We start from the raw sequence: 13,109 nt of genomic DNA, 5'->3' as shown, positions 1-13,109 counted from the left end.
ATGACATGAGCAGATTACGATGCCGCCCGGCCCTCGCGGCGGCCCTGGCGGCGGCGGCCATCGCCCTGTCGGGCTGCGGGGGCTCGGGCTCCTCGACGGACGCGGCCGGCGCACCGGCGGTCGCCCAGCGGGACCAAGGCGAGGCCGGCGGGACCGGCGACTCCTCGAAGGTGGCGCCGCAGAAGGCGGCCCCCACTCCCGACGCGCCCCAGGCCGGCCCGCGGGCGATCGTGTACACGGGCGAGATGACGGTGCGGGTGAAGGACGTCACCGCGGCCTCCGACACCGCCAAGCGGATCGTCGCCGACGCCGGGGGCCGGCTGGACGGCGAGGAGGCGGCCGCCCTGGCGCGCCAGGACACCTCGACCCTGGTGTTCAAGATCCCGCCGGACCACTACGCGACGGTGACCGACCGGCTCGGCAGGGAACTGGGCACCCGCGTGTCGCTGCGCCTGTCCACCGAGGACGTCACCGAGGAGATCGCCGACGTCGGCAGCCGCGTGAAGTCGGCCAAGGCGGGCCTGGACCAGCTCCGCTCTCTGCTGAAGAAGGCGAAGAACGTCTCGGAGGTGCTCAAGGTCGAGCGGGAGATCTCCGGCCGCGAGGCCGACCTGGAAGCCCTGCAGGCGCGCCAGCGCAGCCTCGCCACGCGCGTCGCCGACGGCACGCTCACCCTGCACGTGGAGGGGCCGGTGCGCCGGGAGCCCGTGGTGCACCGGCCGAAGCCCCAGCCGCCGAACTTCTTCACCGGCCTGCGGTCGGGGTGGACGACGCTCAAGCAGACGGCGCGGGTCGGCCTCGCGGTCTTCGGAGCGCTGCTGCCGTGGCTGGCGGTGCTCGCCGTGCTGTGGGCGGCGTACGTCGGCGCCCGCCGGGGGATCAGGGCGCTGCGCCGGGGGCGCGGCGGCGATGACGACCCCGGCGTGGCCGTCCCGCCCACGCCCCACCCCGGCGCGCCGCCAGAGCGCACCCTCTCCGGGAACCCGTCGCCCGAGTCCCAGAACTCCCCGGAGGAACCGGAGCCCTCGGCCCCCTCGGAGACGCCGGAGACCCGGGAGAGGCCGGAGGGTGAGGCCCCGCTCGCCGACCGCCCTGTATGGCCCTTCTCCGGCCCCGCCGGCCAGGGACACCCTCCGCACTCCGGCGAGCCCGGCCGGCCCGAATAGTGCGAGTGACCCGCGAACGTGCACCGGTCACCCGCCGCACGACGGCGCCGGACCCGCCGCTCCGCGACTCGCCGCCTCGGCGCCGCAGGAAGGTCCAGCCGAGGCGGGGAGAGCGCCAAAGGCTCGAGGACGCGGTCACCGGGCTCGAGAACGCGGTCAGCGGGCCAGGGCTCGAGGACGCGGTCACCGGGCCCAGGGCTCGAGGACGCGGTCACCGGGCCCGGCGCTCGGGGACGCGGTCAGCGGGTTGAGGCTTCGTGGACGAGGTCGGTGAGGCGGGTGAGTTGGTCGGGGTCGGTCGTGGGGAGCACGCCGTGGCCGAGGTTGAACACGTGGCCGCCCGCCGCCCGCCCCCGCGCGAGGATGTCGCGGGCGCGCCGCTCGACGACCTCGAAGGGGGCGAACAGGATGGCCGGATCGAGGTTGCCCTGCAGGGCCTTGCCCTCGCCGACCCGGCGCGCGGCCTCGTCCAGGGGGACGCGCCAGTCGACGCCGACCACGTCCGCGCCGGCCTCGCCGAGCAACCCGAGCAGCTCTCCGGTGCCCACGCCGAAGTGGATGCGCGGAACGTCGAGGTCGGCCAGGCCGGCGAAGATGCGGCTGGTGTAGGGCAGGACGAACTCGCGGTAGTCGTCGGGGGCCACCGCGCCGACCCAGGAGTCGAACAGCTGGAGGGCCGAGGCGCCGGCGTCCGCCTGGACCCGCAGGTAGGCCAGCGTGATCTGGGTGAGGCGGTCCATGAGCGCGTGCCACAGCGCCGGCTCGCCGTACATCATGGCCTTGGTGTGGTCGTGATTCTTGGACGGGCCGCCCTCGATGAGGTAGGACGCCAGCGTGAAGGGGGCTCCGGCGAAGCCGATGAGCGGCGTGGGGCCGAGCTCCTTGGTCAGCGCGCCGATGGCCTCGGTGACGTAGGGCACGTCGCCGGGCGACAGGTCGCGCAGCGCGGCGACCGCGGCGGCGTCCCTGATCGGGGCGGCGACGACGGGGCCGACGCCGGGCTGGATGTCCAGGTCGACGCCGATGGCCTTGAGCGGCACGACGATGTCGCTGAAGAAGATCGCCGCGTCCACGCCGTAGCGCCGCACGGGCTGCATCGTGATCTCCACGATGAGGTCGGGCGTGGCGCAGGCCGTGAGCATGGGCACATCGGCGCGCACGGCGCGGTACTCCGGCAGCGCGCGCCCCGCCTGACGCATGTACCAGACGGGCGTGTGCGGCACGGGCAGACCTCTGCACGCGCGGATGAACGGGGACTCGGCGGTCTCGGGATTCACCTGACCAGAGTGCCACGCCGGTCACGTGGTCGGAGCATCGCCCGGCCGGGGGAACAGGGGGCCGCGCCGCGCGGAAGGGGGGCGGCGGCCGCCCGCAGGGGCCACGCGGCCGTCGGAGGGGCCACGCGGCCGTTGAAGGCGGCGTCGGCGGGCCCGGCGGAAACAAGTCCGCCGCCTTCCTGGAGAGCGACGGCAAAGTTTGCCGCGAAAAAGTTACCTACCAGGCCGATGTCCGGTCATGGTGAACGACGTGGCGATCCGTACAATATGTCTGGTTCAGTAGGGGCAGTCTGCGGCCCGGACGGCCGCCGACCGCGCCAATCAGCGGCCAAGCGCAGGTACAGTACGTCTCACGCGAGGTTCGTGATCATGTCACGGCTGGTTCAAATGCTCGCCAAATCACCGCGCGGCGCTGATTCGGTGACCACTTTCGGGACACGCCGAGCGCGTTGCGGGGAAATGTCGCCGTGACGTGTCAACGTCGGACCAGCCCTCGAGTTCACGGACATGGCGCGCGCGGGGATGCGCCGGCCAGGCGGCGGCGCGCGCTCCTGTCCGTGCGAGCACTCGATCTTGGGACCCGACGAAAGGCCCGCGATGACCGCGATGTGGAGTTCCTCCGAGCACCGCACTGTGCATTGTGCGCTCCGTGCCGGCGAGCAGGGGTTCGAGGAGCAACCCCGCCACCACCTGCGCCACGACCGGGTCTCCATGGAGCGTGGCGGCGCACCGGTGATGACGGCTTGATCACCTTCGGTGTCCTCCGCGCATACCCCCCTGCTTCCGGCCCCGCCCGCTCCGTCCTACGCTGCCATCATGACCATCGGTGACGCGCCACCGGCCCCCGCCGCATTCCGGCGGGCGCTGGAAAGCCTGCGTCCCACCGAGGTCAGGCCCGAGATCGAGCTGGAGGACATCCCCGCCCCCCAGCGGCTGGCCCCCTACTCCGGCGCGGTCGGCGCCTCGGTCTACCGCGACGACGACGAGCTCGCGGTCGGCCGGCTGATCATGCTGTTCGACCCCGACGGCCAGCGCGGGTGGGACGGCCCCTTCCGCCTGGTCGCCTACGTGCGCGCCGACATGGAGCCGGAGATCACCTCCGACCCGATGCTCGGCCCGGTGGCGTGGAGCTGGCTGACCGAGTCCCTGGACTCCCACCAGGCGCGGTACGCCGCCGCCGGCGGCACCGTCACCCGCGCGGTGTCGGAGGGCTTCGGCAACAAGGCCGACGACCCGGTCACCACCGAGCTGGAGCTGCGGGCCTCGTGGTCCCCCCTGGAGGAGGACCTGTCGGCCCACGTCGCCGCCTGGTGCGACCTCATCTGCCTCGCCGCGGGCATCCCACCCCTGCCACCTGACGTCGCGGCCCTGCAGCCGCGGACCGCGCGTCGCGAAGACCCGGAGTCCTTCAGGACGTGACCGACGAAGAGATCATCCCCGCATCCGAGATAGTGCCGCTTCTGGAGCCCCGCGAGGGAATCCCGCCGGTCATCGAGGACCCCGCCGCGCTCGCCGCGGCCGTACAGGCGTTCGCCCAGGGCACCGGCCCGGTCGCCGTCGACGCCGAGCGCGCCTCCGGCTACCGCTACAGCGGCCGCGCCTACCTGGTCCAGCTGCGCCGCGCCGGGGCCGGCAGCGCGCTGATCGACCCCATCTCCTGCCCCGACCTGTCGCGGCTGGACGCCGCGCTGGACGGCGCCGAGATCGTGCTGCACGCCGCCACGCAGGACCTCGCGTGCCTGGCCGAGCTGGGCCTGGTCCCCCGCAGGCTCTTCGACACCGAACTGGCCGGGCGGCTGCTCGGCTACGAGCGCGTCGGCCTCGGCACGATGGTGGAGAACGTCCTCGGCCTGCGCCTGGAGAAGGGCCACTCGGCGGCCGACTGGTCCCACCGCCCGCTGCCCGAGGACTGGCTGCGCTACGCCGTGCTGGACGTCGAGGTGCTCATCGAGCTGCGGGACATGCTCTACGCGGAGCTGGAGAGCAGCGGCAAGCTGCCCTGGGCGCAGGAGGAGTTCGCCGCGATCCTCGCCGCTCCCCCGGCGCCGCCGCGCGTCGACCCGTGGCGGCGCACGTCGGGCATCCACCGGGTGCGCTCGCTGCGCGGCCTGGCGGTGGTGCGCGAGCTGTGGACGCTGCGCGACGAGCTCGCGCGGGAGGCCGACCTGGCCCCGGGCCGGGTGCTGCCCGACTCGGCCATCGTCACCGCCGCGCTCGAGCAGCCGCGCACGACCAAGGCGCTGACCGAGATCCCCCCGTTCACCGGGCGCAGCGCTCGGCGCCATCTGCGCGACTGGCTGAACGCCATCGGCCGGGCGCGCGTGCTGACCGAGACGGAGCTGCCGCAGCAGAGCGGCCCCGGCGACGGTCCGCCGCCCGCCAACCGGTGGGCCGACCGCGACCCCGCCGCGGCCAGGCGGCTGGCCGCCGCCCGCACGGCCATCACCGCGCTCGCCGACGCCAACCACATGCCCACGGAGAACCTCCTGCAGCCCGAGGCCGTGCGCCGCCTCACCTGGGAGCCGCCGGACGACCTCGGCGACGACGCGGTGGCCGAGCGGCTGCGCCGGCTCGGCGCGCGCGAGTGGCAGATCGCCCTGACCGCCCACCCGCTGTCCAAGGCGCTGATCCGCCTGGCGGCCAAGGAGGACCTCGGCGGCTGAGCGCCGCCTCTCCGCAAGCCCGCCAAGGGGTCCGCTCGAGCAGGCGGGGTGTGCGCCGCCTCAGGGAGTGACCGGGATGTGCGCCGCCGGGGCCGTGGTGGTCGCGGCCGTGCCCGGGGCGCCCAGCTTGCGGACGCTCTCGCGGAGCACGACCTGCCCGGCCACCGGCTCCACGCGGGGCGCGTCCTCGCTGGAGAGCGCGAGATCAAGGGCCATGGACCCCATGTGCGACAGCGGCAGCCGCACGGTGGTCAGCGAGGGGACCACGTCGCGCAGCGTGGGGATGTCGTCGAAGCCGGCCAGGGACAGCTCGCCGGGCACCTCGACGCCGCGGGCGCGGAAGGCGGCCAGCGCCCCCATCGCCATGACGTCGTTCACCGCGAACACGCAGGTGACCTCGGCGCCCATCTCCAGCAGCTCCTCGGCCGCGGCCTGCCCGCCGTCGCGGTCGAACCCGCCGTGCACGACGACGGGCGCCGGCAGGCCGAGCTCCGACAGTCCTTCGAGAAAGCCCAGCGTGCGGTCGGCGGCGGTGAACAGCCGCTTGGGACCGGCCAGCACGGCGAACCGGCGGTGGCCCTGGCCGGCGATCGCGTGGGCCAGCTCGCGGGCGCCCTCGCGGTTGAGCGGGGCCACGGTGTCGGTGCCGAGGAGGTCCTGCCCGATCATGGCGACCCGGCCGCCGGAGGCGCGGTACACCTCCAGCTCGGCGCGCAGCCTGCCGAGCAGGTAGGCGTCGTCGACGCGGGACCCGGTGATCAGGACCGCGCGGGCCCGCTGGGCGTTCAGCGTGGCCACCAGGGCGATCTCGCGCTCGGGGTCGCGGTAGGTGGTGCCGAGGGTCACCACCATGTCGTGCAGGTCGGCCGAGCGGATGGCGCCGTCGGCGATGGCGGCGAAGTAGGGGTCGGTGAGGTCCTGGATGATCACGCCCACGACGTTGCTGGCGCCCCGTGCCAGCGTCTGGGCGGCGGCGTCCACGCGGTAGCCGAGCTTGGCGGCCGAGGACTCGACCCTGACGCGCAGGGCCGCACCGACCTGGCGGCTGCTGCCGTTGAGCACCCGCGACGCCGTGGCCAGTGACACCCCCGCGTGCCTGGCGACGTCCTCAAGCGTGATCATGGCGGTCCTCCTCCTGCCTGCCGCCCCTCCCTCAATTGTGCGGCGCTTCTGGAGTGCCCGGTCACGACCTCCGTCGCGGCGCCCCGGCTACCCGGCGCGGGCCGGCGAGGGCTCCTCGACCCGGCTGTGCCGCCGCCCGTAGGCGAAGTACAGCACGATGCCCAGGGCCATCCAGACCAGGAACCGCACCCAGGTCTCGACCGGCAGGTTCAGCATCAGGTACAGGCAGGCGAGCACCGACAGGACGGGCACCACGGGCACCAGCGGCGTGCGGAACGCCCTGGGCAGGTCGGGCCGCGTCCGCCGCAGGATCATCACCCCGACCGAGACCAGGATGAAGGCGAACAGCGTCCCGATGTTGACCAGCTCGGCCAGCGCGGACAGCGGGATGAACCCGGCCAGCAGCGCGGTGACCACGCCGATGATGATCGTGATGCGGTAGGGGGTGCCGAACCGCGGGTGCACGGTGGCCAGGCCGCCGGGAAGCAGCCGGTCGCGGCTCATGGCGAAGAAGATGCGGCTCTGGCCCAGCATGAGGATCATCACGACCGTGGTCAGACCGGCGAGCGCGCCGATGCTGATGATGGTGGCGAGCCAGTCCTGGCCGACGGTGCGGAAGGCTCCGGCGAGCGGGGCCGAGCGGCTGAGCCGGTTGTACGGCTGCATCCCGACGACCACCAGCGAGACCGCGACGTACAGGACGGTGCACACCGCCAGGGAGGCGATGATGCCGATCGGCAGGTCGCGCTGGGGCCTGCGGGTCTCCTCGGCGGCGGTGGCCACCACGTCGAAGCCGATGAAGGCGAAGAAGACGACGGCCGCCCCGACGAACACCCCGAGCAGGCCGTAGGCGACCGGGGTGATGCCGAAGACCACCTGGATCAGGGGCGCCTTGAGGCCGTGCACGGCCGGGGTCGGCTGCGCGTCCGGGACGAAGGGGGTGTAGTTGGCGCCCTTGACGAAGAACAGGCCCGCGACGATGACCAGCAGGACCACGGCCACCTTGACCGTGACGATGACCAGGTTGATCCGCGCGGACAGCTTGATTCCGGCCACCAGCACGGCGGTCAGCGCGAGCACGACGACGACGGCGGGCACGTTGAACGTCGCGTGCTCGCCGGCGAGGGAGTCCGGCAGGTGCACCCCGAGCGAAGCCATAAGCTCGGAGAAGTACCCCGACCAGCCGACGGCGACGACCGCGGCGCCGAGCGCGAGCTCCAGCATCAGGTCCCAGCCGACGATCCACGCGGGGAACTCGCCGATGGTGGCGTAGGAGAAGGTGTAGGCCGACCCGGCGACCGGCACGGTCGAGGCGAACTCGGCGTAGCAGAGCGCCGCGAGCGCGCAGACGACGCCCGCGACGACGAACGACAGCGCGACGGCCGGTCCGGCGGTGTCCCGGGCGACCTGGCCGGTCAGGACGAAGATGCCGGTGCCGACGATCACTCCGACCCCGAAGACGGTCAGGTCCAGCGCGCTCAGGTTGCGCCGGAGCCGGTGCTCGCCCTCGGTGTCCTCGATCGACCGTTCAACAGACTTCGTCCGGAAAATCGACATCCGCGTGCCCCTTTTCCTCGATGACCGCGCGAGGACGCCTGCCCCTGAAAACGCAGGTCATGCCTACCGTTACCTCAAATGTGGTCGAATGTGAGCACATGTCAGGCAGCCGTGGCCTTACGGCCCGGCGTTCCCCGTTTCGGGGGTTCTCGTTTCACCGGTGCGCGCCCGGCGCGGGGGCCGGGTCTTACCGCTCCTCCACGGGCGTTTTCGGTCTCCCCGCAACTCTGGGCGACCTCGGCCGCCAGTGCGGCCAGATTCAGCGCGGCGTTGAGATCCCGATCCAGGACCAGGCCGCACCCGGTGCAGGTGTAGGTGCGTTCGGACAGGGCGAGCTTGCGAGCTGCTTGTTCAACCGGCGCAGCCGCTTGGACGCCGACCGGTGATGCCCGGGGTTGGCGATGACCTCGCCGGTGGACAGCACCGCGAGGTCTTTGACCCCGAGATCCACCCCGATCACGGCACCCGGCTGCGCCGGGACACGGTCGGTACGCTCGATCTGGCAGGTGAACGCCACCCACCAGCGGCCACCCTCCCGCCGGACGGTGACCGACAGGATCCGGCCGCTGCCACGCTCCAGATGCCGGGCCAGTTTCCGCGTCGACTCAGCGGTGCGGATCGTGCCCAGGCGGGGCAGCGTCACGTGCCGCCGGTCAGGTTCCACCCGGATGGTTCCGGTGGTGAACCGGCATGACGACCCCGCACGATGCTTTGACCTGAACCGCGGGAACCCGACCTTGCGTCCTTTGCGGGTGCCGTTGCGGGAGGCCGACCAGTTCTTCAGCGCCCGCGCCACACCCTCCAGCCCGGTGTTGTACGCCTCCTTGGAATTGTCGGCCCACCACGGCGCGACGCGGCCTTTGGCGGCGTTCCACGCCCGGTGCAGCCCGTACAGCGACCACGGCACCTCGGTCAGCACCTCATCAGGCACCCCATAGGACCGCTCCCCCGCCCGCTGCGACAACGTGGCCCTGACCAGGGCCAGACCCCGGTTGAACGCGAACCGGGCCGCACCACAATGCGAGACCAGCGCGGCAACCTGGGCTGCGGTCGGGTCCAGGGCGTACCGGTACGCCTGGACGACCTTCACCAGATCTCGCGATCAGCGGCTTTGGCCGCAGTGACCGCGCACAGCGCCCGGTTGCGCTCCGCACGCCGCCCGTACAAGGGCCCGCACGTCGACGCCAACACCTCGATCATGTCGTGCCGGTGGGTAGGCGACCGGGACAGGCATTTTTGCCCTGCCGGAACCACCGGTAGGCGATCTGTAGGTCGATGCCCCGCGACCACTCCCACTCAGCGACTTTCACCCGATCAATTGAAACACTTGTTCGCTCACGCGCCCTCACGCTTGGCAAACATGGCTCCACTCAGCGTGGTCGAACCTTCATTCCACACCCCGGGACGCCGCTCGGGCCGGGGGCGGGAGCCGTGCGGACGTTAACCGAGGTCATGAGGGGCCGGCCGCCGGCCGCCGGGTGGCGGCCGGGGGTGGGGGTCAGCGTGCGGGGTCGGCTTCCAGGGCGGGTGAGCGCCGTGCGACCGCTTCGGTGATCGCGCGGGCGAGGTCCTGCCCGGTGAGGCCGATCTCAGCGAGGATCTTGGCCCGCTTGGCGTGGTCGAGGAACCGCTGCGGGATGCCGAAGGTGCGCACCGGGACGTCGACCCCGGCGTCCCTGAGCAGGCGGGCGACGGCGTCGCCGACCCCGCCGACCCGGCCGTTGTCCTCCACCACGGCGACCAGCCGGTGGGCCGCGGCGGCCTCGGCCAGAGCCTCGTCCAGCGGCTTGACCCAGCGCGGGTCGACCACGGTGGCCGAGATGCCCTGCGCGTCCAGCAGCACGGCGGCGTCCAGGGCGGGCTGGGCCATGGCACCGGCCGCGACCAGCAGCACGTCGGCGTCCTGGCCGCCCGCGCGCAGCACGTCCATGCGGCCCAGGCGCCCGGCGGCGGGGATCTCGGGGCCGAGGGCGCCCTTGGGGAAGCGCACCACGGTCGGGCCGTCGTCGACCTCGACGGCCTCGGCGAGCAGCTCGCGCAGCCGGGCGGCGTCGCGCGGCGCGGCGATCGACAGCCCCGGGACGACCTGGAGGATGGACATGTCCCACATGCCGTTGTGGCTGGGCCCGTCGTCCCCGGTGACCCCGGCGCGGTCGAGCACGACGGTGACCGGCAGGCGGTGCAGGGCGATGTCCATGAGGAGCTGGTCGAAGGCCCGGTTGAGGAAGGTGGCGTAGACGGCGACCACGGGGTGCAGCCCGCCGAGGGCCAGGCCGGCGGCGCTGGTGAAGGCGTGCTGCTCGGCGATGCCGACGTCGTAGGTGCGGTCGGGGTAGGCCTCGGCGAAGGCGGCCAGGCCCGTGGGGTGCAGCATGGCCGCGGTGATCGCCACGATGTCGCGGCGCTCGGCGCCGAGGCGCACGAGCTCCTGGCCGAAGACGTTGGTCCAGCTGTGCGGCTTGGGCTGCTCCTCGCCGGTGAGCGGGTCGAACGGCGCGGGCGAGTGGAAACGGTCCTCGTCGTGGTTCTCGGCGTGGGAGTAACCGTTGCCCTTGATGGTGAGGACGTGCACGATGACCGGCCCGCGGAAGGCGCGGGCCTTGCGCAGCGCGGCCTCGACGGCCTGCTCGTCGTGGCCGTCGATCGGGCCGACGTACTTCAGGCCGAGGTCCTCGAACATCACCTGGGGCGCCAGGACGTCCTTGATGCCCTTCTTGACGCCATGCAGCGTCTCGTACAGCGGCGGGCCCACCACGGGCACCCGGCTGAGGTTGTGCTTGACGGACTCCAGCAGGTGTTCGTACCTCTGGGTCATGCGCAGGGACGCCAGGTGGGAGGCGAGCCCGCCGATGGTGGGCGAGTAGGACCGGCCGTTGTCGTTGACCACGATGACCAGCGGCAGGTCGGGGTCCTTGGCGTGGCCGGCGATGTTGTTGAGCGCCTCCCAGGCCATGCCGCCGGTCAGCGCGCCGTCGCCGATGACCGCGACGACCGTGCGGTCGGCCTCGCCGCGCAGCTTGTAGGCCTTGGCGAGCCCGTCGGCGTAGGACAGGGCGGTGGAGGCGTGGGAGTTCTCGATGACGTCGTGGTCGGACTCGGCCTGGCACGGGTATCCCGACAGGCCGCCTTCCTGGCGCAGGGTGTCGAAGTCGCCCGAGCGGCCGGTGAGCATCTTGTGGACGTAGGCCTGGTGACCGGTGTCCCACAGGATGCGGTCGCGCGGGGAGTCGAAGACCCGGTGCAGCGCGATGGTCAGCTCGACGACCCCGAGGTTCGGGCCGAGGTGGCCGCCGGTGCGGGAGGTGATGGACACGAGCAGGTCGCGGATCTCGGCCGCCAGGGCGGGCAGCTCGCCGACCTCCAGGCGCTTGAGATCTCCCGGACCCTTCACCGATTCCAGCAGGCCGGCCTTGTCCGCGCCCGAACCTTCGGTTCGCTGGGTCCGCTCGCTCACGGAATCATCTCCTCCGCCTCTTACCGACGCCCGTCGAGTCTATTCACCGGAGGGGTCCGCCCCTCCGGCTCGCCCCCAGGGTCCCACCCCTGCGGCGCCTTTGGGACATGCACGGAAAACCTCCACAACTTGTCCACATTAGATCGGTTTTACGCCAAGCGCGCAGCTCGCGTACCCTCACGGAACCATGCGAACTTCGTCGCTGCCTGTGCTGTTCATGCTTATTGCCGGATTGGTCGTCGGCAGTGGGCCGGCCGCCGCCGCCCAGGCCGCCTACCCGGTCGGCGACGCGGGCGTCCTGACGCGAAATCCCCTGTACACGACGGGCCGCCTGCCGTGGAGCTCCTGCCCGGAGCGGCCGGTGCGGCCCGGCGACGTGGCCTCGGTGCGCGCCTACCTCACGCCGCTGCTGCGGTGCCTGGACGCCGTGTGGGCGGTGCAGCTCCAGAAGGCCCGCATCCCGTTCAGCACGCCGACTGTGAGGTTCATCACCAAACCCGAGCGGACGTGCGGCGACAAGTGGGGCCACGACGTCCAGGCGCTGTACTGCGGCCGCGACCGGCGGATCACCGTGCTGCTGGACAAGGACAGCGTGGCCACCCCCCAGGACCTGTTCCTGCTGGACGTGATCGCCCACGAGTACGGCCACCACGTGCAGTACCTGGCCGGCATAGCCCGCGCCTACAACGGGATGGACAGCCGCGGCAGGGCGGAGGCCGAAGAGCAGGACCGCAGGCACGAGCTTCAGGCCGAGTGCCTGGGCGGGGTCTTCATCGGCGGCGTGTGGCCCTCTCTGAAGCGCACCGGCGCGGAATGGAAGGACCTGCTGGCCGTCGAACGCCGCAGCGGCGACGAGAACTACAAGGTGCGCGACCACGGCAAGGGCGCCAACATCGCCGGCTGGCTGGACCGCGGCTTCCGCGCCGCCTCGCCCTCCGCCTGCAACACCTGGAGCGCCTCGGCGTCCGCGGTCTCCTGAGACGGACCACCGGACGCGATCTCCCTCATTTATCAGCCCTTACGCATACATAGCGGCTACTCTCCTCTGCTGTGATCAGTCGAAAGCGCTCCACCACGCTGTCGGCCGGACTACTCGCGGGTCTCTGCCTCGCGGCCTCGGCGCCGGGCATCCCCGCGACAGCGGCGTCCTACCCGGTGAAGCGCGCCGCGCTGACCCGCAGCCCCCTGTACACCTCCGGAAGGCTCCCCGCGGCGCGGTGCCCGGAGAAGCCCGTGACACCCGGCAGCGTCGCCTCCGCCAAGAGATACGTGCTGCCGCTGCTGGACTGCCTCGGCGCGTCGTGGAAGACCCAGCTCGCCAAGGCGCACATCCGTTTCTCCGAGCCGGGTGTGCAGTTCATCACCCGGCCGGGGCGCGTGTGCGGGCACAGCTGGCCCAAGAACGCCCAGGGGCTGTACTGCCCCTCGCAGCGGCGCATCGTCATCATGCTCGACAAGCACCTCACCCGGCAGGCCGAGGACCTGTTCCTGATGGACGTGATCGCCCACGAGTACGGCCACCACGTGCAGAACCTGTCCGGCATCGAGGCCGCGTTCAACGGCCTGGCCTACGGGGGCAAGCCGGAGTACTACGAGCAGTACCGCCGCCTGGAACTGCAGGCCGAGTGCTTCGCCGGGGCGTTCATCGGCAGTGTCTGGGACTCCCTGGACCGCACCTCCGACGACTGGGACTATCTGCTGGAGGCCACCCGCGAGAGCGGCGACGAGCGCACCAAGGTGCGCGACCACGGCAAGGGGCGCACTATCGCCAACTGGCTGAGCCGCGGCTTCAAGGCCGCCGGCCCCGGCGCCTGCAACACCTGGGGCGCCGGCTCGGCGATGGTCGCCTCCGCGCCCGCGTAGCCAGGCC

11 protein-coding genes are annotated in these 13,109 nt (G+C 72.3%); 5 read left to right on the top strand and 6 right to left on the bottom strand.

The genetic code is table 11. From position 1 onward, the window contains the following. Positions 1 to 5 precede the first annotated feature (5 nt). Positions 6 to 1,166, top strand: a complete 1,161-nt coding sequence (locus ABZT47_RS10960; protein ID WP_354838851.1) for a DUF4349 domain-containing protein — start codon at positions 6 to 8, stop codon at positions 1,164 to 1,166. 239 nt (positions 1,167 to 1,405) lie between these two features. On the opposite strand, the gene hemE is transcribed toward ABZT47_RS10960, so the two are convergent. Beyond that, entirely contained in the window at positions 1,406 to 2,443 is a 1,038-nt protein-coding gene (gene hemE, locus ABZT47_RS10955) for a uroporphyrinogen decarboxylase (protein WP_354838848.1), read from the bottom strand. A gap of 816 nt (positions 2,444 to 3,259) precedes the next feature. On the opposite strand from hemE, the gene ABZT47_RS10950 reads away from it, so the two are divergent. After that, positions 3,260 to 3,862, top strand: a complete 603-nt coding sequence (locus ABZT47_RS10950) for a DUF3000 domain-containing protein (RefSeq protein WP_354838845.1) — start codon at positions 3,260 to 3,262, stop codon at positions 3,860 to 3,862. After that, positions 3,859 to 5,106 (top strand): HRDC domain-containing protein, encoded by a 1,248-nt coding sequence (locus ABZT47_RS10945; RefSeq protein ID WP_354838842.1) that lies wholly within the window; start codon positions 3,859 to 3,861, stop codon positions 5,104 to 5,106. Before ABZT47_RS10950 ends, ABZT47_RS10945 begins: the two co-directional genes overlap by 4 nt. Positions 5,107 to 5,166: 60 nt before the next feature. Here ABZT47_RS10945 and ABZT47_RS10940 read toward each other — a convergent pair whose 3' ends face one another. The 5 genes from ABZT47_RS10940 to dxs form a co-directional block, all read right to left on the bottom strand. Beyond that, positions 5,167 to 6,228, bottom strand: a complete 1,062-nt coding sequence (locus tag ABZT47_RS10940; RefSeq protein ID WP_354838839.1) for a LacI family DNA-binding transcriptional regulator — start codon at positions 6,226 to 6,228, stop codon at positions 5,167 to 5,169. 87 nt (positions 6,229 to 6,315) lie between these two features. Further along, positions 6,316 to 7,785, bottom strand: coding sequence for an amino acid permease (locus ABZT47_RS10935; RefSeq protein ID WP_354838836.1), 1,470 nt, complete (start codon positions 7,783 to 7,785; stop codon positions 6,316 to 6,318). Between the two features lie 101 nt (positions 7,786 to 7,886). Next, positions 7,887 to 8,114 carry a zinc ribbon domain-containing protein gene (locus ABZT47_RS10930; RefSeq protein ID WP_354839700.1) on the bottom strand — a complete coding sequence of 76 codons (228 nt, stop codon included), beginning with the start codon at positions 8,112 to 8,114 and terminating at the stop codon, positions 7,887 to 7,889. After that, positions 8,045 to 8,875 (bottom strand): IS607 family element RNA-guided endonuclease TnpB, encoded by an 831-nt coding sequence (gene tnpB / locus ABZT47_RS10925; protein ID WP_354838833.1) that lies wholly within the window; start codon positions 8,873 to 8,875, stop codon positions 8,045 to 8,047. The genes ABZT47_RS10930 and tnpB overlap by 70 nt, the downstream gene beginning before the upstream one ends. A 408-nt stretch (positions 8,876 to 9,283) precedes the next feature. Further along, the gene (dxs, locus tag ABZT47_RS10920) at positions 9,284 to 11,188 is read right to left on the bottom strand and encodes a 1-deoxy-D-xylulose-5-phosphate synthase (RefSeq protein WP_354839697.1); all 1,905 of its coding nucleotides are present in this window, start codon (positions 11,186 to 11,188) and stop codon (positions 9,284 to 9,286) included. 238 nt (positions 11,189 to 11,426) lie between these two features. On the opposite strand from dxs, the gene ABZT47_RS10915 reads away from it, so the two are divergent. Both ABZT47_RS10915 and ABZT47_RS10910 read left to right on the top strand, forming a co-directional pair. Then, positions 11,427 to 12,218: a neutral zinc metallopeptidase gene (locus tag ABZT47_RS10915; protein WP_354838830.1), complete on the top strand. Its 792-nt coding sequence runs from the start codon at positions 11,427 to 11,429 to the stop codon at positions 12,216 to 12,218. A gap of 71 nt (positions 12,219 to 12,289) precedes the next feature. Beyond that, on the top strand, positions 12,290 to 13,102 hold the full coding sequence (locus ABZT47_RS10910) for a neutral zinc metallopeptidase (RefSeq protein ID WP_354838827.1): 813 nt from the start codon (positions 12,290 to 12,292) through the stop codon (positions 13,100 to 13,102). Positions 13,103 to 13,109: the final 7 nt, after the last annotated feature.

The sequence above is a fragment of the Sphaerisporangium sp. NPDC005289 genome (assembly GCF_040607455.1).
GTDB classification, from domain to species: domain Bacteria; phylum Actinomycetota; class Actinomycetes; order Streptosporangiales; family Streptosporangiaceae; genus Sphaerisporangium; species Sphaerisporangium rhizosphaerae.
The sequence above is the reverse complement of the archived record's forward strand: the minus strand, read 5'-3'. Positions and strand labels throughout refer to the sequence as shown.